The sequence below is a fragment of the Halomonas sp. 25-S5 genome (assembly GCF_029889845.1).
Lineage (GTDB): Bacteria > Pseudomonadota > Gammaproteobacteria > Pseudomonadales > Halomonadaceae > Halomonas.
The window spans coordinates 64,104-86,900 of record NZ_JARANV010000002.1 but is presented as its reverse complement, the minus strand read 5'-3'; the positions used below and the strand labels follow the sequence as shown (position 1 = coordinate 86,900).

Annotated in this window: 23 protein-coding genes, 1 tRNA gene and 1 riboswitch; of the genes, 10 read left to right on the top strand and 14 right to left on the bottom strand. The window is 66.7% G+C overall.

The features are described from left to right. The 4 genes from OP498_RS02395 to OP498_RS02380 are packed head-to-tail and all read right to left on the bottom strand — an operon-like array spanning position 1 to position 4,519. Entirely contained in the window at positions 1 to 768 is a 768-nt protein-coding gene (locus OP498_RS02395; RefSeq protein WP_280546556.1) for an ABC transporter ATP-binding protein, read from the bottom strand. Beyond that, the gene (locus OP498_RS02390) at positions 768 to 1,727 is read right to left on the bottom strand and encodes an iron ABC transporter permease (RefSeq protein WP_280552462.1); all 960 of its coding nucleotides are present in this window, start codon (positions 1,725 to 1,727) and stop codon (positions 768 to 770) included. The genes OP498_RS02395 and OP498_RS02390 overlap by 1 nt, the downstream gene beginning before the upstream one ends. 52 nt (positions 1,728 to 1,779) lie before the next feature. After that, on the bottom strand, positions 1,780 to 2,634 hold the full coding sequence (locus tag OP498_RS02385) for a cobalamin-binding protein (RefSeq protein ID WP_280552460.1): 855 nt from the start codon (positions 2,632 to 2,634) through the stop codon (positions 1,780 to 1,782). Positions 2,635 to 2,686: 52 nt separating this feature from the next. Then, positions 2,687 to 4,519 carry a TonB-dependent receptor gene (locus OP498_RS02380; protein ID WP_280551977.1) on the bottom strand — a complete coding sequence of 611 codons (1,833 nt, stop codon included), beginning with the start codon at positions 4,517 to 4,519 and terminating at the stop codon, positions 2,687 to 2,689. A gap of 130 nt (positions 4,520 to 4,649) precedes the next feature. Continuing rightward, a riboswitch (cobalamin riboswitch) is annotated at positions 4,650 to 4,870 on the bottom strand. A gap of 131 nt (positions 4,871 to 5,001) precedes the next feature. Here OP498_RS02380 and OP498_RS02375 point away from each other — a divergent pair. Next, on the top strand, positions 5,002 to 6,090 hold the full coding sequence (locus OP498_RS02375) for a PA0069 family radical SAM protein (RefSeq protein WP_280551975.1): 1,089 nt from the start codon (positions 5,002 to 5,004) through the stop codon (positions 6,088 to 6,090). A 46-nt stretch (positions 6,091 to 6,136) separates the two neighbouring features. Here OP498_RS02375 and OP498_RS02370 read toward each other — a convergent pair whose 3' ends face one another. From OP498_RS02370 to OP498_RS02335, 8 genes are all read right to left on the bottom strand, one after another. Further along, positions 6,137 to 7,135, bottom strand: coding sequence for a zinc-dependent alcohol dehydrogenase family protein (locus tag OP498_RS02370; RefSeq protein ID WP_280546552.1), 999 nt, complete (start codon positions 7,133 to 7,135; stop codon positions 6,137 to 6,139). Between the two features lie 53 nt (positions 7,136 to 7,188). After that, positions 7,189 to 8,040, bottom strand: a complete 852-nt coding sequence (locus OP498_RS02365; RefSeq protein WP_280546551.1) for a DUF2797 domain-containing protein — start codon at positions 8,038 to 8,040, stop codon at positions 7,189 to 7,191. Then, positions 8,024 to 8,308, bottom strand: a complete 285-nt coding sequence (locus OP498_RS02360) for a DUF1315 family protein (RefSeq protein WP_280546550.1) — start codon at positions 8,306 to 8,308, stop codon at positions 8,024 to 8,026. Before OP498_RS02360 ends, OP498_RS02365 begins: the two co-directional genes overlap by 17 nt. An 11-nt stretch (positions 8,309 to 8,319) precedes the next feature. Further along, positions 8,320 to 9,171 (bottom strand): rhomboid family intramembrane serine protease, encoded by an 852-nt coding sequence (locus OP498_RS02355; protein ID WP_280546549.1) that lies wholly within the window; start codon positions 9,169 to 9,171, stop codon positions 8,320 to 8,322. 178 nt (positions 9,172 to 9,349) lie between these two features. Then, on the bottom strand, positions 9,350 to 10,348 hold the full coding sequence (locus tag OP498_RS02350) for a metallophosphoesterase (protein ID WP_280552458.1): 999 nt from the start codon (positions 10,346 to 10,348) through the stop codon (positions 9,350 to 9,352). A 21-nt stretch (positions 10,349 to 10,369) separates the two neighbouring features. Then, positions 10,370 to 11,251 carry an NAD(+) kinase gene (locus OP498_RS02345; RefSeq protein ID WP_280546548.1) on the bottom strand — a complete coding sequence of 294 codons (882 nt, stop codon included), beginning with the start codon at positions 11,249 to 11,251 and terminating at the stop codon, positions 10,370 to 10,372. Between the two features lie 66 nt (positions 11,252 to 11,317). Next, positions 11,318 to 12,187 carry a DMT family transporter gene (locus tag OP498_RS02340; RefSeq protein ID WP_280551973.1) on the bottom strand — a complete coding sequence of 290 codons (870 nt, stop codon included), beginning with the start codon at positions 12,185 to 12,187 and terminating at the stop codon, positions 11,318 to 11,320. A gap of 84 nt (positions 12,188 to 12,271) precedes the next feature. Continuing rightward, complete coding sequence (locus OP498_RS02335; protein WP_280551971.1) at positions 12,272 to 12,787, bottom strand: YqaE/Pmp3 family membrane protein; 516 nt, start codon at positions 12,785 to 12,787, stop codon at positions 12,272 to 12,274. Between the two features lie 266 nt (positions 12,788 to 13,053). On the opposite strand from OP498_RS02335, the gene OP498_RS02330 reads away from it, so the two are divergent. From OP498_RS02330 to putP, 8 genes are all read left to right on the top strand, one after another. Beyond that, on the top strand, positions 13,054 to 13,461 hold the full coding sequence (locus OP498_RS02330; protein ID WP_280546534.1) for a CBS domain-containing protein: 408 nt from the start codon (positions 13,054 to 13,056) through the stop codon (positions 13,459 to 13,461). A 369-nt stretch (positions 13,462 to 13,830) separates the two neighbouring features. Further along, positions 13,831 to 13,904 (top strand) — tRNA-Gly (locus OP498_RS02325). Between the two features lie 140 nt (positions 13,905 to 14,044). Beyond that, entirely contained in the window at positions 14,045 to 14,293 is a 249-nt protein-coding gene (locus OP498_RS02320) for a 3-keto-5-aminohexanoate cleavage protein (RefSeq protein WP_280551969.1), read from the top strand. Positions 14,294 to 14,352: 59 nt separating this feature from the next. Continuing rightward, entirely contained in the window at positions 14,353 to 14,718 is a 366-nt protein-coding gene (locus OP498_RS02315) for a hypothetical protein (protein ID WP_280551967.1), read from the top strand. 70 nt (positions 14,719 to 14,788) lie between these two features. After that, complete coding sequence (locus OP498_RS02310) at positions 14,789 to 15,589, top strand: AraC family transcriptional regulator (RefSeq protein ID WP_280551964.1); 801 nt, start codon at positions 14,789 to 14,791, stop codon at positions 15,587 to 15,589. A 187-nt stretch (positions 15,590 to 15,776) separates the two neighbouring features. Then, positions 15,777 to 18,968 (top strand): bifunctional proline dehydrogenase/L-glutamate gamma-semialdehyde dehydrogenase PutA, encoded by a 3,192-nt coding sequence (gene putA / locus OP498_RS02305; RefSeq protein WP_280551962.1) that lies wholly within the window; start codon positions 15,777 to 15,779, stop codon positions 18,966 to 18,968. Positions 18,969 to 19,008: 40 nt separating this feature from the next. Beyond that, positions 19,009 to 19,131: a hypothetical protein gene (locus tag OP498_RS02300; protein WP_280546528.1), complete on the top strand. Its 123-nt coding sequence runs from the start codon at positions 19,009 to 19,011 to the stop codon at positions 19,129 to 19,131. A gap of 15 nt (positions 19,132 to 19,146) precedes the next feature. Beyond that, positions 19,147 to 20,637, top strand: a complete 1,491-nt coding sequence (putP, locus tag OP498_RS02295; RefSeq protein ID WP_280551960.1) for a sodium/proline symporter PutP — start codon at positions 19,147 to 19,149, stop codon at positions 20,635 to 20,637. A gap of 191 nt (positions 20,638 to 20,828) precedes the next feature. On the opposite strand, the gene OP498_RS02290 is transcribed toward putP, so the two are convergent. Further along, on the bottom strand, positions 20,829 to 21,122 hold the full coding sequence (locus OP498_RS02290; RefSeq protein ID WP_280551958.1) for a hypothetical protein: 294 nt from the start codon (positions 21,120 to 21,122) through the stop codon (positions 20,829 to 20,831). 224 nt (positions 21,123 to 21,346) lie between these two features. Between OP498_RS02290 and OP498_RS02285 the strand changes: the two genes are divergently transcribed. Next, on the top strand, positions 21,347 to 21,982 hold the full coding sequence (locus OP498_RS02285) for an OmpW family outer membrane protein (RefSeq protein WP_280551956.1): 636 nt from the start codon (positions 21,347 to 21,349) through the stop codon (positions 21,980 to 21,982). A 233-nt stretch (positions 21,983 to 22,215) separates the two neighbouring features. Here the strand turns inward: OP498_RS02285 and OP498_RS02280 are convergent, their stop codons facing one another. After that, positions 22,216 to 22,548 carry a YqcC family protein gene (locus OP498_RS02280; protein WP_280551954.1) on the bottom strand — a complete coding sequence of 111 codons (333 nt, stop codon included), beginning with the start codon at positions 22,546 to 22,548 and terminating at the stop codon, positions 22,216 to 22,218. Between the last annotated feature and the right edge of the window lie 249 nt (positions 22,549 to 22,797).

The window sequence follows — 22,797 nt, the reverse complement described above, 5'->3', positions numbered from 1 at the left end:
TCAGGGAACGGCGACGAACACCCTCGAGCCCTCCACCTCGGCACTGGCCAGGCGCTGGCCATAGAGCCGTTCGAGGGCCGCGGGGACCAGCATGCTCTCCGCCGGGCCCCAGCAGGCCTCACCGTTCGGATAGAGCAACAGCAGGTGATCGCACCAGCGAGCGGCCAGGTTGAGGTCATGCAGGCACATCATCACGGCGCGGCCGCCGGCCGCCTGCTCGGCCAGCAGCCGCATCACCGCCACCTGGTGGTGAAGGTCCAGATGATTGGTGGGCTCGTCGGCGAGCCAGACGCCCGGATCCTGGGCCAGCAGGGTGGCGATCGCCAGCCGCTGGCGTTCACCACCCGAGAGCGTGGCCACCTGGCGACCGCCCAGCGCGGCCAGGTCGAGCCGCGCCAGGGCACGCTGGGCCAGTGCCAGGTCCTCGGCGGTTTCCATCCGCCACGGGGAAAGCCAGGGATGGCGGCCGATCAGGGCGCTCTCCTCCACCGTAGCGGGGAAGCCGTCGTGATGCTCCTGGAAGACCAGCCCCAGGCACTGGGCCCGTCGGCGGCGGCGCAGGCGCGTCAAGGGCACGCCATCCACCTCCACCCGGCCGACCCGCGGCGAGCGCAGTCCGGCCAGGGTATGCAGCAGGGTGGTCTTGCCCGCGCCATTGGGGCCGAGCACCCCCCACACCTGGCCCGGCAGCACGGCAAGGTCCAGGGGATCTCCCCCGTCGCGGCCCGGGATATCGATGACCAACCCGCGGGTCTCCAGGCGACTCATCAGCGGCTCCGATGCAGCAGGTAGAGGAAGGTCGGCACCCCGAGCAGGGCGGTGATCACCCCCACCGGAAGCTGCTCGGGGGCGATCACCGTCCGCGCCAGGGTATCGGCCAGCACCAGCAGGGTGCCGCCGGCCAGGGCACAGGCGGGAAGGATCAGCCGCTGGTCGTTGCCCAGCACCAGGCGCAGCATGTGCGGCACCACCAGCCCCACGAAGCCGATGCTCCCCGCCGTCGTCACCGCCACGGCGGTGACCAGGCTCGCCAGCAGGTAGATCAGCCACTCCAGGCGCCGGACCGCCACGCCCAGGGCCGCGGCCTGCAGCCCGCCCCGGGCCAGCACGTTGAGGCTTCGCCCGAGGGGCACCACCAGCAGGCAGACGAGGGCCAGCAGGCCCAGCGCGGCGCCGGGGCCCCGCGCATGGGCGAGGTCGCCCATCAGCCAGTAGAGCATGCCCGGCAGCTGCCGGGCCGGGCTGAGCGACAGGATCAGAGTGATCAAAGCCCCCCAGCCGGACGCGACGACCACCCCGGTGAGCAGCAGCCGCGAGGGGGTCCAGCTGCCGGTCCCATGGGCGAGGCCGAACACCAGCAGGGTCGCCGTCAGGGCGCCGGCAAAGGCCGATCCCGAGATCAGGGCACTGCCCAGCCCCGCCAGCATCGCCAGCAGGGCGCCCACCGCTGCGCCGCCGGAAAGCCCCAGCACATAGGGGTCCGCCAGCGGGTTGCGCAGCAACACCTGCATCAGGGCACCGGCCACTGCCAGCAGGCCGCCGGTGGCAAAGGCGGCCAGGGCCCGCGGCAGGCGCAGCTCAAGGATCAGGGTGCGTGACAGGACCTCGCCACCGCCCGCCAGCACGGCGAGGCTCTCCCCCAGGGATACATCGGCGCTGCCCAGGGCAACGGCGAGCACCAGGGCGGCCAGGGCGAGCGCGGCCAGCACGCCCAGGGGCAACGCCAGCTGGCCCGGCGTGAGGTGCCCGTGGGCCCTGGCACTTTGGCCTTGGCTCGGGTTAGCGCCGCCCACGGGCCACCTCCAGCCTGTCACAGAGCCGCCGGCTGCCCTCGAGCAGGCGCGGCGTGGGGCGCTGGAGCAGTGACGGGGGCACGAAGAAGAGGTTGTCACGGGCCACCGCCGTCAGCTCGGGAAAGCGCTGCCAGTATTCCAGCCAGCTGCGGTTCTCCTCCCCCCGCCCACCGGCGAGGATCACCTCGGGATCGGCCGCCAGCAGGGCCTCATCGTCGATGCGCGGCACCAGTCGCGACAAGCCGCCGAAGATGTTCACGCCGCCACACAGCGTGATCGCCTTGCCGATCAGATGGTCGTCGTTGACGGTCATCAACGGCGCGTCCCACACCTGGTAGAACACAGGCACCGGAGGCGCGGCTGCATGGCGCGCCGCCAGCTCAGCGAGCCCCTGGCGAAAACGCTCGGCGGCCAGGCGTCCCTGCGCCTCGCTGCCGGCCAGACGCGCCAGCCGCTCGAGGGCCGAGGCGATGCCTTCGAAGTCCCGAGGCTCGATGCGGAACACCGGCACCCCCAGCCGCTCGAGGCGCTCCACCTGTTCGGCGGGATTGCCGGTGACCCAGCCGATCACCAGGTCCGGCTGCAGGACCACCAACCGCTCCAGGTCCAGGCGGGCATGACTGCCCACCGTGGGCAGCTCGCTGGCCTCGGGCGGATAGTCGCTGTGATCCACCACCGCCACCACCCGCTCCCCCGCCCCGGCGGCGAAAAGCAGCTCGGTGGCGCCGGGGGACAACGCGGCGATCCGCTCGGCCGGCGCCGCCAGACAGACCTCGCGGTCGGTATCATCGATGGCGCAGACCTCATCGGCAAACGCCTGCCCGGCCAGGCCGCACAGCAGCGCGAACCAGAGCCCAGGCCAGCCGAACAGACGGCGGGGCACTGACGAGGTCCTACTGGCCAAAGTGAACGCTGACAAAGGCCGCCCGGCCGGCATTGATGAAGTCCTTCGCGGTCTCATACTCCTTGTCCAGGGCGTTATCGACTGTCAGACGGGCAGACCACATCGGCGCAAACTCCCAGCCGGCGCGCAGGTTGACGATGCCGAAGCCGGCTAGGCGTTGCTCGTTGTCGGAATCGTTGTAGCGATGGTTCTGGGCGATCCAGGAGCCGCCCAGCGACCAGTCCCCCAGCTCTCGGTCGACATCGAAGCGCAGGCTCTGGGTGGCACGGCGGGCAAGTCGGTTGCCGGCATTCTCACCACTCCGGTTTTCCGGGTCGGTATAGGTCAGTGCCGCCTGAAGGGTCCAGTCATCGATCTCGGTACCGGCGGACAGTTCTGCACCTCGGATACGTGCCTCAGCTATGTTTTCGGGAGTGTCGACCCAGCCATCTCCCGTTGTATCCACATTGTCTATCAGATTCTCGATATCGGTCTGGTAGGCGGCAAGATCCCAGAACCAGGCGTCATACTGGCCATGGATCCCCAATTCAAAAGTTTCGGATGTTTCCGCTTCCAGATCTGGATTCGCGAAACCGGGGAAATACAGATCATTAAAGGTGGGTGCTCTAAATGCCGTCCCGTAACTCGCTCTCAGCGTGTGGGAGTCGTCCAAATCGTAACCGAGCGCCAGGCTACCGGTGATTTCCTCGCCATAGGCCTCGTTGTCGTCATGACGAAGGCTGGCCTGAAGGGATAGCGGTGTAAAGTCCAGCAAGCCTTGAGCGAAGACCGACGTGTTGTCTCGACTATCCTCGTCATAGTCTGCACTGCTGCTGACACTGTCTTCACTATGTTCGATTCCTGCAACAAGTTCATGGACTCCCACGTACAAGGTATTTTCCCAGCGTGCAGTTCGAGTTTGAGTCTCATACAAGGCTGTATAAGTTGGCGCCACCGTATCGCGCTCGTCCCGTGACTCGCTTAGCGTCAGGCGGCTGCGCCAAATATCGGTGACCGGAAGTTCACCATAGATTCCCGCCACCTGCTGTACAAAATCATCTTCTGCCGGAGCACCGAAGCTATCGAACTCCGTACTCCCCTTAGAGCGCAGCGCTAGCATGCCGACCTCCCCTCCACTCTCGAAGGTATGGGAAAGCCTCACCAGGCCACTGGTATTGTCATACCCCTTGTCGTCCCCATCGCGGCGCACCGGTGCGCCCTCGGTATCGAAACGGCTCGCGGCGAAGTGGTAGCGGGTGCCGTCCTCGGCGCCGGAGAGGCTGGCACTGTATCGCTGGGTCTCGAAGGAGCCGCCGCCCACCGAAATACTCGGCATGGGCTCGCCCTCTTCCCCTTCCGGGGTAAACAACTGGACCACGCCCCCCACCGCATCGGCACCGTAGAGGCTGCCACGCGGCCCGCGCACGATCTCGGCACGCTCGAACATGCGCGGATCCAGGAACTCCCAGGAGGCCGCCCCCGTGGTCGCCGAGCGAAGACGGATCCCGTCGATCAGCAGCACATTGGCATTGCTGCCCGTCCCGCGGATGAAGACGCTGCTCTGCTTGCCGAAGCTCCCGCTGGTGCTGACATCCACCCCGGGCTGGCCACGCAGCACATCGGTGATGCTGGCGGGATCCTGGCGGCGCAGGGTGGCCTCGTCGATCACGGTAACGGAGGAGAGGCTCTGGTCGGCGGTACGCGGCGCCAGCGCCGCGGTGATCACCATGGGATTGAGATCGAGGGTCTGGTCGGTGTTATCGGTCTGGGCGTGGACGGCCAGCGGAAGTGCGGCGAGGCCAACGGCGGCCAGGCCCTGGACGGCGTGGTGTCTGGTTTTCATGGTGTGTCCCTTGCTCACCGTACTCACCCGCACGGCGTGATGGCGTATTGAGCGCCGAGGCGGCAAGGGGTCGAGGAAGAAGGACAAACGGAAAAGTGGCGCCGGCCCTGCCTCGAGGTTGCCCACCGCAACTCGGCATGAACTCTCGGGCCGGTCTCCGGGCTGACGAGTGAGTGCCGGGCATGAAGCAGGCCCGACGTCCCGAACGACCGCCTTCCCGTGCAGCAACACAGTGGCGTGATGGCCGTTCTTTCCTCGATCACCGTTGCGGGGGCAGCGTCGGAATGAGATCACCGACTTCCCGTTTCACTGGCAGAAGCATCCACCAGCACCTGAGAGTGCGCGTAAGCTAGCAACCCTCCGATGAAGCGTCAACGCGCATCATGCGCCAGGTTGACCTGGCGCAGCCGATTTGCCGATGAGCTGACAGGCCATCACTGTGCACATATACTGTTTATAAATACAGCAAACAGGCACCCCCGATGGTCCATCAGCCGAACTGCGACGGGGTGGCGCGCAAGGGCCGCGGCGCCACCTTCGACCCCCACAACCGCTTCGCCCCGACCACCAGCGAGCCGGTCGACGACGGCTGGTGGCAGGAGGAGTCGCCGACGAGCCTGGCCACCGAGGTGCGCGAGGAACGCACTCGCAGCGCGCTGTCCTGGAACAGCTCCCCCGACCTGCCCTTCGACCGCTCGATCAACCCCTATCGTGGCTGCGAGCATGGCTGCATCTACTGCTTCGCCAGGCCGAGCCATGCCTACTGGGATCTTTCGCCGGGTCTGGACTTCGAGACCCGGCTGATCGCCCGTACCGGGCTGGTCGAGCGACTGCGAGAAGAGCTGTGCAGGCCCGGCCACCAGTGCCGCTCCATCAATCTTGCCGGCAACACCGATGCCTACCAGCCCCTGGAAGCCCGCTACACCACCACCCACGCCATCCTGTCGCTGCTGCTCGAGTGCCGCCATCCGGTGACCCTGGTGACCAAGGGCGGGCTGATCCTGCGCGACCTCGACCTGCTGCGGGCCCTGGCCAGACAGCGCCTGGTGCGGGTGATGGTCAGCCTCACCAGCCTCGATACCGAGCTGAAGCGAACCCTGGAGCCGCGGGCCGCCTCCCCGTCCACGAGGCTCAGAGTGATCCGCACCCTGGCCGACGCCGGCATTCCGGTGGGTGCCCTGGTCTCGCCGGTGATTCCGGGGCTGACCGACCACGAGCTCGAACGCCTGCTCGAGGCCGCCGCGGACGCCGGAGCCACCACCGCCGGCTGGATGCTGCTGCGCCTGCCCCGGGAGGTCGCCCCGCTGTTCGAGTCGTGGCTTGAGACGCATTACCCCGAACGGGCCAGCAAGGTGATGAGCCTCATCCGCCAGTACCGCGGCGGCGCGGACTACGACTCGCGTTTCGGCAAGCGCATGCGCGGCGAGGGGGTGTTCGCGGAGCTGCTGGAGCAACGCTTCCGCAAGGCCTGCCGCCGCTTCGGCCTCAATGACCCGGCGGCCGAGGCGGCCCAGAGACTGGATACCTCGGCCTTCCGACCGCCCCATGCCCAGGGAGATCTGTTCGATTGACACCTCGAGAACAGACTCGGCGTGGGCCACCGGGTCAGGGAACGGTTCAGGGAATCAGCACCGCGGCCCCGGAGAGGCGCCCCTCGCGCAGATCCTCCAGTGCCTGGTTGGCCTGTTCCAGCGGGTAGGCCTGGGTCTCGGTGTTGATGGGCACCTCGGGCGCGAGCGTCAGAAACTCCTCGCCATCGCGGCGAGTCAGGTTGGCCACCGACTTCACCGAGCGCTCTTCCCAGAGCAGGCGGTAGGGAAAGGAAGGAATATCGGACATGTGGATGCCCCCGGAGACCACCGCCCCGCCGGGACGCACCGCGGCCAGTGCCGTGGGGATAAGCTCACCCACCGGAGCGAAGAGCAGGGCGGCGTCCAGGCGCTCGGGCGGGGCCTCGTCGCTGCCGCCGGCCCAGACGGCACCCAGGCGACGGGCAAACGCCTGGGCCTGGGTGTCCCCGGGGCGCGTGAAGGCATAGACCGCTTGCCCCCGGGCGACGGCGAGCTGGGCGAGGATGTGTGCCGCGGCACCGAAGCCATAGATGCCGAGCCGGCGGTTCGCCTCGCCACCGGCCAGCCGCCAGGTGCGATAGCCGATCAGGCCGGCACACAGCAGCGGGGCGGCGGCCTGGGCATCCTCGACATCCAGGGGAAAGCAGTAGCGGGCATCGGCCACGCAGTACTCCGCGTAACCACCATCGCGGGTGTAGCCGGTGAACTCGGCCCGCTCGCAGAGGTTCTCGCGACCGGCCCGGCAGGGCTCGCACTCGCCGCAGGTCCAGCCCAGCCAGGGCACCCCGACCCGCGTTCCCGGGGCCGGCGCCTGGACGCCCTCCCCCAGCGCCGTCACCTCACCGACGATCTCGTGGCCCGGGATCAGCGGCAGGCGGGGCTCGGTGAGATCGCCATCGAGGACATGAAGGTCGGTCCGGCAGACCCCGCAGGCCAGCACGCGCACCTCGACCTCACCGGGCCCGGGCACGGGGCGCGCGACCCGCTCCAGTTCGAGTGGCCTGCCCGGGGCATGCAGGCACATGGCACGCATGGACTCGCTCATCGGTTGCTCTCCTGCAGAAAAATGCCTGGGGTACCAGAAGCATAGCGCAGGGATCAGGCGGCGACCTTGACCTCGTAGCCGGTGAACTTGCGCAGGTTGATCACGCCACTGTCGAGAATCAGGTACTGGCCCTTGATGCCCAGCAGGATGCCGGCCACCACAGGATTCTTGTCGAGATTGTGGGAGACCACCTTGGCGGGAAACGCCAGCACCGGATAGTCGAAGCTCAGCGGCGCCTCGTCGAGGAGGCGGATGGCGTCGGCCCCGAAGCGTTCGCGCAGGTTGGCCAGGCCAGCCTCCAGGCGCGCCAGCAGGCGGTCCCGCTCGGCCACCAGGTCAAGGGCCAGGGTGTCGCCCTTGAGCATGGCCCGCCAGTTGGTGCGGTCGGAGACTTCCTCCTTGAACAGCACCTCCACGAACCCCGACTGCTGGCGGGTGTCCACCTCGAGAATCGGCAGCGCCTGCACGGCGCCCTGATCGAGCCAGCGGGTCGGCATCTGGCTTGAGCGGGTGATGCCCACCTTGAGGCCCGAGGCGTTGGCCAGATAGACCACATGGGGCTGGAAGCAGTGACGCTCGCCCCAATCGGGCTCGCGACAGGTGCCCTCGAAGAAATGGCAGAGCTCCGGCTTCATGATGCAGGTGTCGCATTGGGCGAGCCGCTTGAAACACGGGTAGCAGTGGCCCTGGGCGAAGCTCTTCCGGGTGGCCCGGCCACAGTGCGTGCAGGCGATGGCCCCGGTCCATTCCAGCCGCAAGGGCTTGCCGAGACAGGCATTGAGGTCGATTCTCGCCTCGCCGGCGCGCAGCATGTAGCGGGCCGGAGTCCCTGGTTCGACAGCCATCTTGTTCAGGCAACCCTGAACCACCGTGGCAGTATCGATCGGCTCAGTCACGGCTGGCATCCCGGGCCAGGCCGGCCCGTTCGGGGGGCACGTCAACCCCGCTGCTGGCGCTGCCGCAGGTGCGTCGCTGAAGGTAGCCGACCCGCTGTTCCTCGGGCACCTGGTTCTCCGCCTCATAGCGCATCACCGCCTCGAGGCACAGCTCGGTCTGCTCGGCCGTCAGCATCCGGCCATCCGGCCACTTGCGCAGCGATACGGCCCGCTTGAGGCTCTCGTAGATGGAGGGGGTCATCTGCTGGATCATGCGATCGAAGGACATCTCGCTCATGACGGGGTCTCTCAGGATTGACGGCGGGCGCGGCCGGAATGATACCAGCCCAGCGCCAGGCCCACGACCAGCCCGCCCAGGTGCGCCTCGTTGGCCACGTTGCCGAACCCGACCATGGCGGCCATGTCAGTCATTGCGAAGACCAGCCAGCCGAGCATGAAGACCACCAGCATCTGGGGCACGAAGAAGCCGCTGCGCGGCGCGCGGCGCGACATCAGCCAGACATAGGCCAGCAGCGCGAAATCGACGCCGGACATGCCGCCGAACAGCACGGTCCCCGCGGCGTACTGGGCCAGGTTGGCGCCGATGCCGGCGACGAGCAACAGCGTCAACATCCGCCTGCTGCCCTGCAGCGCCTCCACCTGGCGACCGAAGTACCAGAGCCACAGCATGTTGAAGATCAGGTGCATCCAGCCGAAGTGCAGGAAGGCCGGTGACAGCAGCCGCCATACCTGGCCCGAGGCGAGCGCCTCACCGAGGTTGCCGAAGGCCAGGCCGCCATTGGCCACGACCACCGGCACGACGGTCAGCGCCGCGACCACGCGGTCGCCGAGTACCCCCATGGCGGCGAAGACCATCAGGCACAGCACCAGCGCGAGGGACGTCACCGGCACCTGGCGAAAGGGGCCGAGCAGCTCGCCGGGCGAGCGCCTCGCGGCCGGCGTTTGTTCGGGCATCAGCGGCTCGCCCTGCCGCCAGTGCTCTAGCAGCCTGAGCATCGCCTCGTGCTGCTCGGGGTCGACCAGCCACAGCACCTGCCCCTCGCTCTCCTCGGTGACGCGGTGGCCGATGCGATGGGCCCACAGGGCACGCCGCAGCTCACGGGTGTCGACATCGTGGGGCAGCAGGATTACCCGGTACATGGCCTCTCCAGCAGGTGACGAGCCCGGCGTGACGGCGCGTGCAGGCCACACAAAGAAAAAGTCCGGCGGAGGGGGCCGCCGGACAAGAGCAAGGGATCATTCAAGGGAACACCTACTCTGATGGCGTGGGTGGGCGAGAGTTCAGCCCGATGACATGACTTTCTTGTAATGAATTGTATCAATCGAAATCGATCTCCCAGGGCTGCGGCCGGGCCTCTTCCTCGCGAGGCACGCGGACCCACACGAAGTGATTGGCATCGAGGGTCGGCTCACCGCTCCAGCGGTAGGCCACCAGGCGACCGAACTTGACCGCGCTGTAGTCCAGGCAGGCGACGTTGGCGGCAGGCAGGGCCGGGATACCCTCGCACCAGTAGTGGCCGATGAACAGCGGCGGCTGCTCGGGCCCATAGTAACTCAGTCGCAAACGCTCCTCCGCGGAGAGCTCGCGACGCTCCAGGTCATCGGGCAGGTTGTCCGGCTGGAAGATGACGTCGCCCCAGGTCTGCGGCTGCCGGGCCCAGAAGTGGGCCCGGAAGCTGCGCCGGGTGAAGCCGTCGCCCGACTGGATCTCCATGCCCTCCGGCAGGGGCAGGTGGGTGCCCCGCGTCAGGCGGTCGAGGATGCGGAACTCCAGGGTTCCCGGCACGACAGAGGCGGCCAGGAACGCCTCATCGATGCGGCCGTCGGGATGCTCGCGGCGCAGCGCCTCCACCAGCGGCGGGTCCCAGCAGGCATGCACCACCCGCAGGCCGTCGAGTTCGAGACACAGGGGAATGTCCAGGAACCAGGCGAGCGCCTCCTCCCACTCCTCGGGATGGTCGCGGTACTGCTCCAGGGTCTCCTGGATGATGCGATTGTGGCGCGGCGTGTGCTCGCGCAGCCACTCGCGCCCCAGGCCGCCCGGGGCTCGATGGCAGTAGGCCAGGGCATTGACCTCGTGGTTGCCCATGACGATGTGGGCCTCCCCCTCCTCGACCATCCGCCGGGCGATGCTGACCGCCAGGCGGATGCGCGGCCCCCGGTCGATCAGGTCACCGAGGAAGATCACCTTGCGGCGCGGATGGCGATAGACGCCGCCACGTCGATGGTAGCCAAGCCGCTCGAGCAGTGAGCCCAGGGTCGCACCGCAGCCGTGGACATCGCCGATCAGGTCGTAGCCTTCGAGGCCACCTTGCATGCTCACGTCGCTCTCCTCACCTCAGTCCCCCAGGCGATTGCTCCAGCCCAGCTTGCTGCGCAGGACCTCGTAGAAGTTGTGGCCCAGCGGATGGACCAGCTGCACCCGCCGGGGCTTGCGCCGGATCACCAGCACATCATCGGGCTTGGCCACCGCGCGGGTCTGGCCATCGCAGCTGATATGCGGATAGGTCTGGTTGGTCTCGCCGATATGGATGCGGATCTCGCTGGCGGCATCGATGGCGATGGGGCGGCTCGACAGGGTATGCGGGAACATCGGGACCAGGGTGATGACATCGAGCTTGGGATGCATGATCGGCCCGCCGCCGGAGAGCGCATAGGCCGTGGAGCCGGTGGGCGTGGCGATGATCAGGCCGTCGCTGCGCTGGCTGTAGACGAACTGGTCGTCGATGAACAGCTCGAACTCTATCATGCGCACCGCCTTCCCCGGATGCAGCACGACCTCGTTGAGGGCATCGCCATTGCCGACCTGGACGTCGCCCCGGTAGAGCTCGGCATCCAGCAAGAAGCGCTCCTCGAGCTCATAGCGGCCCTCGAGCACCTCGCCGACACGCGCCTCGATCTCGTCGGGCGAGATGTCGGTGAGAAAGCCCAGGCGACCGCGGTTGACGCCCAGCACCAGGGTGCCGCTGTGGCAGAGGGTACGGGCGGCGCCGAGCAGGCTGCCGTCGCCACCGACCACGATCACCAGGTCGCAGAGCTCGCCGAGCAGGCGTCGACTGGCCTCGGGATGGCCATGGTCAAGCAGTACCGTGGCGGTCCTGTCCTCGATGATGACATGATAGCCACCGGCGTCGAGGAAGCGGATCAGGCGCTTGAGGGTGTCGACCACATTGGCACTGCCCAGGCGACCGATCAGACCGATGTTCTTGAAGGTTGGCATGCGCAGGCCTCTCGCTTCGCGGCCGCTCAGTATGGCGACTGGCCACGAGGCGGGCAAACGCGTTGGTCAGGCTGCCTTGAGGCTGCGGCGCTTCAGCCACCACTCGTTGAGCGCCAGCGAGCCGACGATGATGGCCCCCCCCAGTCCCAGGCGCGCGAGGTCGGCATCGCGGTTCCAGATCACCAGGTTGACCAGCAGGCCGGCGGGGATCAGGGCATTGTTCATGATCGCCAGGGCTCCGGCATCGACCCGGGTGGCCCCCAGGTTCCACAGGAAGTAGCCCAGGCCCGAGGCCACCAGCCCCAGCCACAGCAGCACGCCCCACTGGACCCCGGAAGCCGGCAGTGCCGCGGCATTGCCCAGCAGCGCGAAGGCAGGCACGGCCACCGCCAGCGCGCCGAGGTAGAACCATCCGAACACACTGTGACGGGGCAGCGAGGCGGGCAGGCCCGCCGATAGGCGCCGATAGCCCACCTGCCCCAGGGCGAAGCAGAGATTGGCCCCCTGGACCACCAGGAAGCCCGTCCAGAAACCGCTATCGAGACCCTGGTAGCGGATTATCGCCGCGCCCAGCACCGCCAGCGATGCGGTCACCAGATAGAAGGGCGTGAAGCGCCCGAAGAGGGCATCGTCGAGCAGGGCAATGTAGATCGGCGTGAAGATGGTGAACAGCAGCACCTCCGGCACCGAGAGCAGCAGGAAGGACTGATAGAAGAAGATATACATCACGCCCAACTGCACCGCCCCCAGCCCCATCAGCGCGAGCCGCTGGCGGCCGCGCAGCAGCGAGGGCCGCAGGAACGGCAGGAAGACCAGCGTCGCCAAACCGATCCGCATCAGGACCGCGAAGTAGCTGTCCACCTGGCCGGCCAGGTAGACGCCGATCAACGAGAACGAGAACGCCCAGAGGGCGGTGACACCGACGAGAAGACCCAAGGTCAACTCCTGCTGATTAGTGAGTTGACACCGATTATACCCGGCGTGGGCGCAGAACAAAGCCCGTCGGCGTGATCCGCCCCATCAATGCGGGGCGCGGCGCAGCCACCACAGCGCATGCACGACCCCGGGCAGCCAGCCCAGCAGGGTCAGTGCCAGGCTGGCCGCCACCCGCCCCTTGCCACCTTGCGAGAGACCGACGGCCAGCGGCGGCAGCAGCACCGCCAGGACATGCAGGCCGAGCCGCGGCTCGGCGGCCGGCGCCTGCCCTTCGTCCCGCTCAGACGATGCCGGTGTCCGGTCGACCCGGGCCCGGTCGCCCGCCGCCGGGGTGAAGTGCTGAACGGCCTCCCGGGACTCGTGTTCGAGCGCCCGGCGATGAGCCTCGTGGTCGATCTTCTGGTCGAGGGTGCCGGCGCCTTCGGCCAGGGTCTCGTGGTAGCGCTCCCACTCCTCCCAGTCGAAGGGTGTCCCCGCACGGGGGCGGTGTTCCCCGGCTTCCCGTGCCCGCGACCAGGCCTTCTCCTCCAGGGTGTTGGGGCGCTCCTGGTCACGCTCGCCGTCCAGCCCCTTTCTGGCCATGTACTCCCGAGCATCCATGAGGCAGCTCCATTGATCGTTGCATGCCGGCGCCACGGCCGGCCCGTGTTCTCCAGAGTGTGACACATTGGAACCGGTAACCGAGGCCGGGTTCCCGACCGCTGGCCCAAGGCCCTGGCCAGCGTGGAGAAACGTTGGCGGCTCGCGTACCGGCGATTCCCGCGAGTCGGCTATGCTGGAGACGAGATACGGCTGCGGCCCGTGCCTGGCATCGCGAACGCTGGCTGCAGCCCAGGCCATTACTGTCCGGCACAAGGAGACACGCCATGCCCAACAAGGCCCCTACCATCGTGCGCGAGATCATGTCCCGCGATTGCTACCGGGTCACCGGCAAGACCTCGGTCTCCACCCTGGCCGAGGGCCTGGCGCTGCATCGCCTGCCCGGGGTGCCCGTGGTCGACGAGCGGGACCACCTGATCGGCTTCATCTCCGAACAGGACGTGATGGGCAAGGTGCTGGAAAGCTCCTACCTCAACGATGAGCCGCCGCTGGTTCGGGAACTGATGCGCAACGAGGTGCTCTCGGTACCGCCCAACAAGAGCATCACCGACCTGGCCCAGGAGATGCTCGGCGCCAAGCCCAAGGTCTACCCGGTGGTCGAGCAAGGCCGACTGGTGGGCATCGTCACCCGCCGCGACGTGCTCAGCGCGCTGCTGCGCATGCGCCACACCTGAACCGCCCTGCCCCTCTCCCTGGACACCCGGCCCGGCGCCGGGTGTCGTCGTTTCCGGGATACGGAAAGGGGCGGCGACAAAGAAAAGCCGCCCCATGAGGCATGGGGCGGCAAAATCGAAAGTGCAAGCTGAGGCAACAGTGTTAGCGACTGCTATCGCGTTGCTGCCTACGCTCATTCAGACAGCGCCACGGAGAAAAGTTCGTCAGGCAGTCATAAAATATCGGTGACGGGACGCTCTCCGGGCGCACCAACCTCTTATACCTATCGGTAAGACAGAGAAAAACAGCGACTTAGCGGGGAGGAAGCAAAAAACTTCCGCAACGGCTTGCAAAGGCTAACCGATTGGTTTTACTATCGAAATCGCCTCGCGGGTGTAGCTCAATGGTAGAGCAGAAGCTTCCCAAGCTTAAGACGAGGGTTCGATTCCCTTCACCCGCTCCAGGCCCACCCTACCCGCACCGCTTTCTTTCCTCGCCTTGCGCCATGCCATTCTCGATGGCCATAAGCTATTGATTTTTTTTCCGTTAGCATCACAAGCGCGCTGCCGAGCAAATACCATCAAAAAAGGATGCGTGTCGAGCATGGCACCTGACTCCCGGTGGTGCGGCGCCGAGATAGGCGCCCACCAGGAGACCCTCAACGAGGGGTCGATCGCCGCCGTTGGTTATACCCGTACGGGAGTGGAAGACAACGTGCGCCTTGACAAGGACACCCTGGCACCCTCCAATGCGGCCCTTGTCCAACGCGTCGCCGAGATGTGCGAGCAACATGGTCGACCTGTCGCCACCTGGCAGCAGGCCCGCCAGATCCTCGACATCCCGATGCCCTGACACCCCGCGCACCACCGGGCCCGGCAGCGACCGGGCCCGGCCATCCGGAGTCGCGAACCATGGCCCTGTTCCTGCTGGTCCTCGTCGTCTGCCTGGTCATCTTCGGCGGCATGATCGCCCTGCTGATGCTCTCCGGGACTCCGCGCTACCGCACCGAGCCCGAGCACCTGCTGGAGCTATTCGACAAGGCCCTGGAGAGTCGCGTCGGCGAGACCGAATGGAACACCATCATCGGCTACCCGATCCGGCATAACGACTATTTGGACGGGATCCGTCGCCGCGCCCAGCGCTTGATGGACGAACACGGGCGACATGGCCGTGTGACCCGCGGCAAGCCGCTGCTCGACACCATCGGCCAGGAGGAACTCGCGGCACTCCGCGACCACTTGGCGGCGCATACCTCGCTGCAGCGCCGCCAGGACTGAGCCCAGCGTTGATGAAGCATCCGGTAGACTGTGGTGTCATGCCCCTGACATGCCCAGCCGGAGGCCATCCATGACCAGTGCCATCCGCCAGATCCCGCTCGACACCGCGATCCACCACCATGCCCACGATTTCCATCAGATCGTGATCGGCCTACGCGGCGAGGCGGAGTTCGAGATCGAGGGGCTCGGGGGCTCCATCGCGGCCGGCTCGGGATGTATCGTGCCGGCCAACCACCTGCACCACTATGCCGGGACCGGCGACAACCGCCAGCTGATCCTCGACCTGCCCAGCGATGCCTTCGCGGTCACCGGGCATCACCACGAACTGGTGCGGCTGTTCGATGCCCCGCGCTTCTTTGCGCTCGACACCTCGCTGCGCCACTACCTGGACTTCCTGCTCCAGGAACTGAGCCTGCTCTCTCGCCAGGCGCCCATCGACCCCATCCACAACGAGCGTCTGGCCGGCACCCTGCTGGGCTCCCTGCATGCCCGGCTGGCTGCCGAGTCGCCGGCGCCGGGTCGCGCCCTCGACCTGGCTGCCCTCGACCGCTTCATCGACCACCACCTGGGCAGCCGACTGCGCGTGGCCGACCTGGCCGCCGTGGCCTGCCTGAGCGAGACGCACTTCAGCGAACGCTTCCGCCAACGCACGGGCCTCTCCCCCTGGCAGTACGTGATGCGCCGCCGACTGGATTGCGCCAGGCAGATGCTGAAGCAGAGCCATCTGCCGCTCTCCGAGATCGCCGCCCTGACCGGCTTCACCAGCCAGAGCGCCCTGTCGCGGGCCTGCCGCCAGGCCTTCGGTCACCCTCCCAGCCAGTTGCGCCGCGTCCAGGGCCAACGGCTCGCTTCGCCCGCCCCATGTCGCTAGACGAAGGTCGAAACTTCAATCCTGCCGCGGCCAAAAACCGTGGAATCGTGAAATCGGGCCGGGATTTCGGCAAGCAAGACAGCGCCTACCGCCCTACCCTCATTGAATGCCCCGCGCCCGCCTGCAACTCTTCGCCATAGCGGCCGGGTCCTGCCCTCTGACGACGGGTGACAACCAGGGGACCTAGATGCTCAACGCCAACAACATGCTCGACGCCAGCACCTGGCGCCAGGAGCTCGACACTCTCTTCGTACGCATCAGTGACCACTACATCGTCGACGAGAATGCCTTCGTCGGCGAACTGGTCAAGGTCCTCGATGCCGACAACGAAGACTTCCGGCGCATCGCCGGCAAGGCCGCCGAGCTGGTGCGCGAAGTCCGCGAGATGGAGACCGCCGTCGACACCATCGACGAACTGCTCCAGCAGTACAGCCTGGACACCCACGAGGGGCTGATGCTGATGTGCCTGGCCGAGGCCATGCTGCGCATCCCCGACAAGGCCACCGCCGATGCCCTGATCGAGGACAAGCTGGGCCCCGCCGACTGGCAGGCCCACATCGGCAAGAGCGAGTCCTGGATGGTCAACGCCTCCACCTGGGGCCTGCTGATGACCGGGCGCGTGGTGACCATGGACAAGCCACGCGAGGGCAAGCCGTCGAGCTTCATCAACAAGATGGTCAACCGCATGGGCGAGCCGGTGATCCGCCGCGCCATGGTCGAGGCCATGAAGATCATGGGCAGGCAGTTCGTGCTCGGCCGTGACATCGACGAGGCGCTGAAGCGCTCGAAGCCGCTGTTCGACAAGGGCTACACCTACTCTTACGACATGCTCGGCGAGGCCGCCCGCACCCGCGCCGATGCCAAGCGCTATTTCGAGGACTATGCCCGCGCCATCGAACAGGTCGGCAAGACCAGCAAGACGCTGTCCTCGAAGACCCCCTCGCCGTCGGTCTCCATCAAGCTCTCGGCCCTGCACCCGCGCTACGAGTTCGGCCGCCGCGAGCAGGTACTGCGTGAACTGGTCGACAGCGTGCGTGAACTCGCCGCCCTGGCCCGCGAGCGTAACGTCGCGGTGACCATCGACGCCGAGGAGGTCGACCGCCTGGAGATCTCCCTGGAGGTGTTCCGCGCCGTCTACGAGAGCGAGACCTGCAAGGGCTGGGGCCACTTCGGCCTGGTGGTGCAGGCCTACGCCAAGCGCGCCCTGCCGGTGCTGCACTACATCAATCGCCTGGCCGAGTCCCAGGGCGACGAGATCCCGCTGCGGCTGGTCAAGGGGGCCTACTGGGACACAGAGGTCAAGGAGTCCCAGCAGCTCGGCGTCGACGGCTACCCGGTCTTCACCCGCAAGGCCTCCACCGACGTCGCCTACCTGGTCTGCGCCCGCTTCCTGCTCTCCGACGAGACCCGCGGGCGCATCTTCCCGCAGTTCGCCACCCACAACGCCCATACCATCAGCACCATCCTCGAGCTGGCCAACGAGGCCACCCGCGCCTTCGAGTTCCAGCGCCTGCATGGCATGGGCGAGGCGCTCTATGATGCCGCCCTCAAGCGCGCCCCCGAGGGCACCTATTGCCGCATCTATGCGCCGGTGGGGGCCCACAAGGAGCTGCTGCCCTACCTGGTGCGCCGCCTGCTGGAGAACGGCGCCAACTCCTCCTTCGTGCACCAGCTGGTGGATCCCAAGGTGCCGGTGGAGTCGCTCTGCGTGCACCCGGTGGATACCCTGCGCCAATACGGCAGCTACGCGAACCCGCAGATTCCGCTGCCGACCGACATCTATGGACCCAAGCGTCGCAACTCCCGCGGGTTCGACCTCAACATTCGCAGCCAGTACCAGCCGCTGATGGACGCCATGGCGACGACCATGGACAAGACCTGGCAGGCCGCCCCCCTGCTGGCCTTCGAGGTGAAGGCCGACCCGGCCAATACCCATGAGGTGACCTGCCCTTACGACCGCCGCCACCAGGTCGGCACCATCCAGTGGACCACCAGAGAGCAGGCCGGCAAGGCCCTGGACGCCGCCTGGGCCGCCTTCCCGCGCTGGGAGGCCACGCCCGTGGCCGAACGCGCCGCCATCGTGCGGCGCCTCGGCGACCTGATGGAAGAACACATGGCCGAGCTGATGACGCTCTGCTCCCGGGAAGGCGGCAAGCTGCTCACTGATGGCATCGACGAGGTGCGCGAGGCGGTGGACTTCTGCCGCTACTACGCCATGAAGGCCGAGGAGCTCTTCGCCGAACCGACCCGCCTGCCCGGGCCGACCGGCGAGTCCAACGACCTGATGATGGGCGGCAAGGGGGTGTTCGCCGCCATCAGTCCCTGGAACTTCCCGGTGGCGATCTTCTGCGGCCAGCTGGTCGCCGCCGCCGTGGCCGGCAACACCGTGCTCGCCAAGCCCGCCGAGCAGACCTCGCTGATCGCCCATCGGGTGATCGAACTGCTCTTTGAGGCCGGCATGCCCCGTGACGTGGTACAGCTGCTGCCGGGCGACGGTCCCACCGTGGGCAGCGTGCTGACCAGCGACCCGCGCATCACCGGGGTCGTGTTCACCGGTGGCACCGACACCGCCCAGATCATCAACCGCGCCCTGGCCGCCCGCGACAATGCCCCCCTGCCCACGCTGATCGCCGAGACCGGCGGCATGAACGCCATGATCGTCGATTCGACCGCCCTGCCCGAGCAGGTGGTGGTGGACGCAGTCCGTTCGGCCTTCCAGAGTGCCGGCCAGCGTTGCTCGGCCTTGCGGGTGCTCTACCTCCAGGAGAACGTGGCCGACCGGGTCATCGAGATCCTGAGAGGGGCCATAGACGAGCTGCAGGTCGGCGACCCGCGCGACCTGGGCACCGACGTGGGCCCGGTGATCGACGAAGACGCCCGCCAGGGACTCACCGCCCATATCGACAGACTCAAGGGCGAGGGTCGCCTGGTGGCCGAAACGCGGCTGGATCCGGCACAGACCGCCGACGGCACCTTCGTTGCGCCGGCGGCCTTCGAGATCGATGGCATCGAGGCGCTGGAGCGCGAGCAGTTCGGCCCCGTGCTGCACATCGTGCGCTACAAGGCCAGCGAGATCGACCGGGTGGTCGACGCCATCAACGGGCGGGGCTATGGCCTGACCTTCGGCGTGCACAGTCGCAACGAATCCTTCGCCGAGCAGATCGCCCGGAAGGTTCGTGTTGGCAATGTCTACGTCAACCGCAATATCATCGGTGCCGTGGTCGGCGTTCAGCCATTCGGCGGCCAGGGTCTCTCCGGCACCGGACCCAAGGCCGGCGGGCCGCACTACCTGCTGCGCTTCGCCACCGAGAAGACAGTGACCGTTAATACCGCCGCCCTGGGTGGCAATGCGTCACTGCTTGCGCTGGGAGACGAGTGAACCTCACTCATCATCAACAAGAAACTGAAGGAACCCCCTAATGATTGAAAACAATGCCAATAACGGCCTCACGCTAGCGCCCGACCCGATCGTGGTGCTCGCCACCAGTGTTCTGGCCGGCACGCCTACCAACAAGATGTCGGAGCTACATCCGGCCCAATAAACGGGAGAAGTTTTTATGGCTACTGGCGTTTGGATCAGTCTCTTCGCTTACTTTGCGCTCATGATCGCCATCGGCTTTTATGCCATGCGCAAGTCCACGTCCACCTCTGAGGATTACATGCTGGGTGGCCGAGCCCTCAGCCCACAAGTGGCGGCCCTGTCGGCCGGCGCGTCGGACATGAGTGGCTGGTTGCTGCTGGGCCTCCCCGGGGCGATGTTCGTATCGGGGCTGGGGTCTGCCTGGATCGGTATCGGCCTGCTCGTGGGTGCGTTCTTCAACTGGACGCTGGTCGCACCCCGCCTTCGCGAGCAGACGCTTCACTATAATGATGCGATAACCATTCCGGAATTCCTCGGGAACCGGTTCCCGACTCAGGCCATTCCGCTGAGAACGGTATCCGCTATCGTCATCGTGATCTTCTTCGCGGTTTACACGGCCTCTGGCCTGGTGGCAGGCGGTAAGCTGTTCGAAAGTGCGTTTGCCGGCGTTCTCAACATTGGTGGCATGAGTGACTATGCGTCGGGCGTTGTCATCACACTGGGCGTGGTGCTTGCCTATACGGTAGTTGGCGGCTTCCTGGCCGTGAGCATGACGGACTTCGTGCAGGGCTGCATCATGATGCTGGCCCTGGTGATCATGCCGGCGGTGGTGCTCTTTGGCGAAGGTGGCGGGGGTTTCTCCCAGGCCTCACAAACCCTGAACGAGGTCGATCCTACGCTACTCTCGTGGACGGAGGGACTGACCATTGTCGGCTGGCTGTCTGCGGTGACCTGGGGTCTGGGGTACTTCGGGCAGCCGCACATCATCGTGCGCTTCATGGCCATCCGGTCTCAGAAGGATGTTCCGATTGCCCGTAACATCGGCATGAGCTGGATGCTCATCTCCTTGATCGGCGCGATCTCTCTTGGCATCTTCGGGCGTGCCTATGCAGTACGCAACGGCATGAATGTCGAAGATCCGGAAACGATCTTCATCATCCTGGCGGACCTGCTGTTCCATCCGCTGGTTACCGGCTTCCTCTATGCGGCACTGCTCGCTGCGATCATGAGCACCATTTCCAGCCAGCTCCTGGTGTCGTCTTCCTCGCTGACCGAGGACTTCTACCGCCTGTTCCTGCGTAAAAAGGCTGGGGAAAAGGAGGTCGTCGCCATCGGCCGGGCTTGTGTCGTACTGGTGGGTCTGGTTGCCGCCATCATTGCATCCGATCCGAACTCCAAGGTTCTGGGGCTGGTCAGTAACGCCTGGGCAGGCTTTGGTGCGGCGTTCGGCCCGCTCATTATCCTGTCGCTGATGTGGCCGCGCACCAATGGGGCTGGCGCCCTCGCGGGCATGGTGGTGGGTGCCCTCACCGTCATGCTCTGGATCTCACTGGGCTGGAACGGAGAGTTCATGGGGGGACCCGGCGTGTACGAGATCATTCCTGGCTTCATCGCTTCCTTCATCGCCATCCTGGTGGTGAGCAGCGTGACTGCCGACGCCGGTGAGTATCAGCACATCACTCGCTAACAGAGCGCGAGAGCGCGTCTAACGCACTGAAGGTAAAGAAAGGGCTCCTGCGGGAGCCCTTGCCGTTATCGGGGCGACAGGCATCGCTGTCCGCGACTGTCTGGCGCACACGCAGAAAAGCCGCCTTCGGGCGGCTTTTCTCGTTTCTGGCTGGCCTTCTGCTCGAAAGCGGCGCTGCCCGTCGCGACGGATCAGGCCATGGCCGCCCGGACCAGCAGCACCAGGGTGAAGGCACCGAGCGCCACCAGGCTCCAGGGGGGCGTGGTCATCCGCCGCAGCCAGTATTGGCGCGCCTCCAGCCCCATCGGTGCCATGAAGGCCGCGCCCAGTGCCCAGACGCCCAGCCCGATCAGCGGCAGGCGTAGCCCCATCGGCAGCGTGCTGATCAGGGCGGGCTGCCACAGCAGCCACAGCGCCAGCGCCGCCGCCAGCAGCATCGCCCCCAGGGTCACGCCGGGCAGGCGTCGACGTATCTTGATCTCCATCTCGGCTCTCCTTGTCGCCTGCTCCCAGTCAAGACGATTCACGGCCAGGATGCGAGTTCCCAGCGCGGCATGCCACCGCCCCTGGCGTCTTACCTTTCGCACCTTCATGGCACTGACAACCGACCCTTGCGCTGGATCAATAACTCCCCACCCCTGCCGCGATAGACTGCCGGCATGTTCCGTTGCGGCAAGCGGCCGCACCTTCGTCAACCAGGAGTCGACCCATGCACAAGACCGCCCTCCCCACCCTGCTCGCCGCCGGCATCGCGGCGGCCGCCTTCACCGCCGCCAGCACCCAGGCCTTCGCCTACGGCGCCGGCGACTTCTTCACCCGCGTGGGCGTGGCCAAGGTCGAGCCCAAGAGCGACAACGGCGAACTCACCGCAGACAATCTTGAGATCGATGTCGAGGACGATAGCGCCTTTGCCTTTACCCTGGGCTATCGCTTCACCGACAAGCTGGGCGTCGAGCTGCTGGCGGCCGAGCCCTTCGACCACAACTTCAACATCGCCGACGGGGCTGTTACCGGCTCCACCGACCATCTGCCGCCGACCCTGACCGTGCAGTACTACCCGCTGGGCGGCACCGCGGCCCGCGTCCAGCCCTATGCCGGCATCGGCGTCAACTACACCACGTTCTCCGATGAAGAGATCGTGGGCGGCGGTGACCTTGAGCTGGATGACTCCTGGGGCGCCGCCGGCCAGTTGGGCGTCGACCTGCTGATCGACGACCACTGGGCGCTCAACGCCGCCGCCTGGTACCTGGATATCGATACCGATGCCAGCCTCGACGGTGACGACATCGGCACGGTCGAGATCGACCCGGTGGTGGTGATGGCGGGCCTCAGCTTCCGCTTCTGATCGCTCCGCCCGACACCACGAGGCCCGCCATTCGGCGGGCCTCATTGCGTTCGGTGCCTTCAGGCGCCTAGCGAGGCGAATGCCGCGAAAGATCCAACTCTACCAGGGTCGCCTCGTCGAGCCCGGTGACCGCCTCCACCGCCGAGCCACTTCGCCCGGCGGGCAGAGCCGATGCGAGCCGCGACCCGGCCAGGATTCATGTTGCTGCCGTAGGCGAAGGACCAGGGCATGGCTCAGTTCTCGGTGACCAGGCGGTCGATCTCCTCAACCACGCGACATAGCAGCAGCCGGTCGCTGGCGCGCGCGCCCTCCTGCGTCAGCCAGGCCTCCACCGCGGGCGCCACGTCGCACGTCGATGGCATCGGCGAGCGCGATTCGACCAGGGCCTCCAGGCGCACGATGAGCACGAAGCGCAGCCACTGGGGCAGCGTCATGGTGTCGATACAGAACGGCTGGACGCTGCGGTAGGCCTCCGGGTCGGGTCGCTCCATGCGCCACAGGTCGGCGGCCTTCATGGTGGCCTCGAGCTCGCGCAGGGCGGCGCCGAGTTCGTCGTGAACGGTCATGAGCAATCTCTTCGGTGCATGTGGGGCCATTATCCCCGTTCGGCCCCGCCGCTGGCCACCCCGCGGGCCTTGGCCCATCCGGAAGCGTCCCCGTTACCCGCCTTGTGCACAGTGCACAGATATCCTGAACGGGCCTGTGGATAAACGTTGGAAAGATCTCCCCTGGCCGCTTCCCATGGGCCGTGGGGCAGACTGGTCAACAACTGACCAACGACGGGTCGCGACGACGACCCTCACGGGCGGCTGACA

Bases quoted from the DNA above. Each gene is read 5' to 3' on its own strand.
- OP498_RS02395 (WP_280546556.1), bottom strand. From the start codon at position 768: ATGAGTCGCCTGGAGACCCGCGGGTTGGTCATCGATATCCCGGGCCGC.
- OP498_RS02380 (WP_280551977.1), bottom strand. From the start codon at position 4,519: ATGAAAACCAGACACCACGCCGTCCAGGGCCTGGCCGCCGTTGGCCTC.
- OP498_RS02375 (WP_280551975.1), top strand. From the start codon at position 5,002: ATGGTCCATCAGCCGAACTGCGACGGGGTGGCGCGCAAGGGCCGCGGC.
- OP498_RS02370 (WP_280546552.1), bottom strand. From the start codon at position 7,135: ATGAGCGAGTCCATGCGTGCCATGTGCCTGCATGCCCCGGGCAGGCCA.
- OP498_RS02365 (WP_280546551.1), bottom strand. From the start codon at position 8,040: ATGCCAGCCGTGACTGAGCCGATCGATACTGCCACGGTGGTTCAGGGT.
- OP498_RS02360 (WP_280546550.1), bottom strand. From the start codon at position 8,308: ATGAGCGAGATGTCCTTCGATCGCATGATCCAGCAGATGACCCCCTCC.
- OP498_RS02355 (WP_280546549.1), bottom strand. From the start codon at position 9,171: ATGTACCGGGTAATCCTGCTGCCCCACGATGTCGACACCCGTGAGCTG.
- OP498_RS02350 (WP_280552458.1), bottom strand. From the start codon at position 10,348: ATGCAAGGTGGCCTCGAAGGCTACGACCTGATCGGCGATGTCCACGGC.
- OP498_RS02345 (WP_280546548.1), bottom strand. From the start codon at position 11,251: ATGCCAACCTTCAAGAACATCGGTCTGATCGGTCGCCTGGGCAGTGCC.
- OP498_RS02335 (WP_280551971.1), bottom strand. From the start codon at position 12,787: ATGGATGCTCGGGAGTACATGGCCAGAAAGGGGCTGGACGGCGAGCGT.
- OP498_RS02330 (WP_280546534.1), top strand. From the start codon at position 13,054: ATGCCCAACAAGGCCCCTACCATCGTGCGCGAGATCATGTCCCGCGAT.
- OP498_RS02320 (WP_280551969.1), top strand. From the start codon at position 14,045: ATGGCACCTGACTCCCGGTGGTGCGGCGCCGAGATAGGCGCCCACCAG.
- OP498_RS02315 (WP_280551967.1), top strand. From the start codon at position 14,353: ATGGCCCTGTTCCTGCTGGTCCTCGTCGTCTGCCTGGTCATCTTCGGC.
- OP498_RS02310 (WP_280551964.1), top strand. From the start codon at position 14,789: ATGACCAGTGCCATCCGCCAGATCCCGCTCGACACCGCGATCCACCAC.
- putA (WP_280551962.1), top strand. From the start codon at position 15,777: ATGCTCAACGCCAACAACATGCTCGACGCCAGCACCTGGCGCCAGGAG.
- OP498_RS02300 (WP_280546528.1), top strand. From the start codon at position 19,009: ATGATTGAAAACAATGCCAATAACGGCCTCACGCTAGCGCCCGACCCG.
- putP (WP_280551960.1), top strand. From the start codon at position 19,147: ATGGCTACTGGCGTTTGGATCAGTCTCTTCGCTTACTTTGCGCTCATG.
- OP498_RS02290 (WP_280551958.1), bottom strand. From the start codon at position 21,122: ATGGAGATCAAGATACGTCGACGCCTGCCCGGCGTGACCCTGGGGGCG.
- OP498_RS02285 (WP_280551956.1), top strand. From the start codon at position 21,347: ATGCACAAGACCGCCCTCCCCACCCTGCTCGCCGCCGGCATCGCGGCG.
- OP498_RS02280 (WP_280551954.1), bottom strand. From the start codon at position 22,548: ATGACCGTTCACGACGAACTCGGCGCCGCCCTGCGCGAGCTCGAGGCC.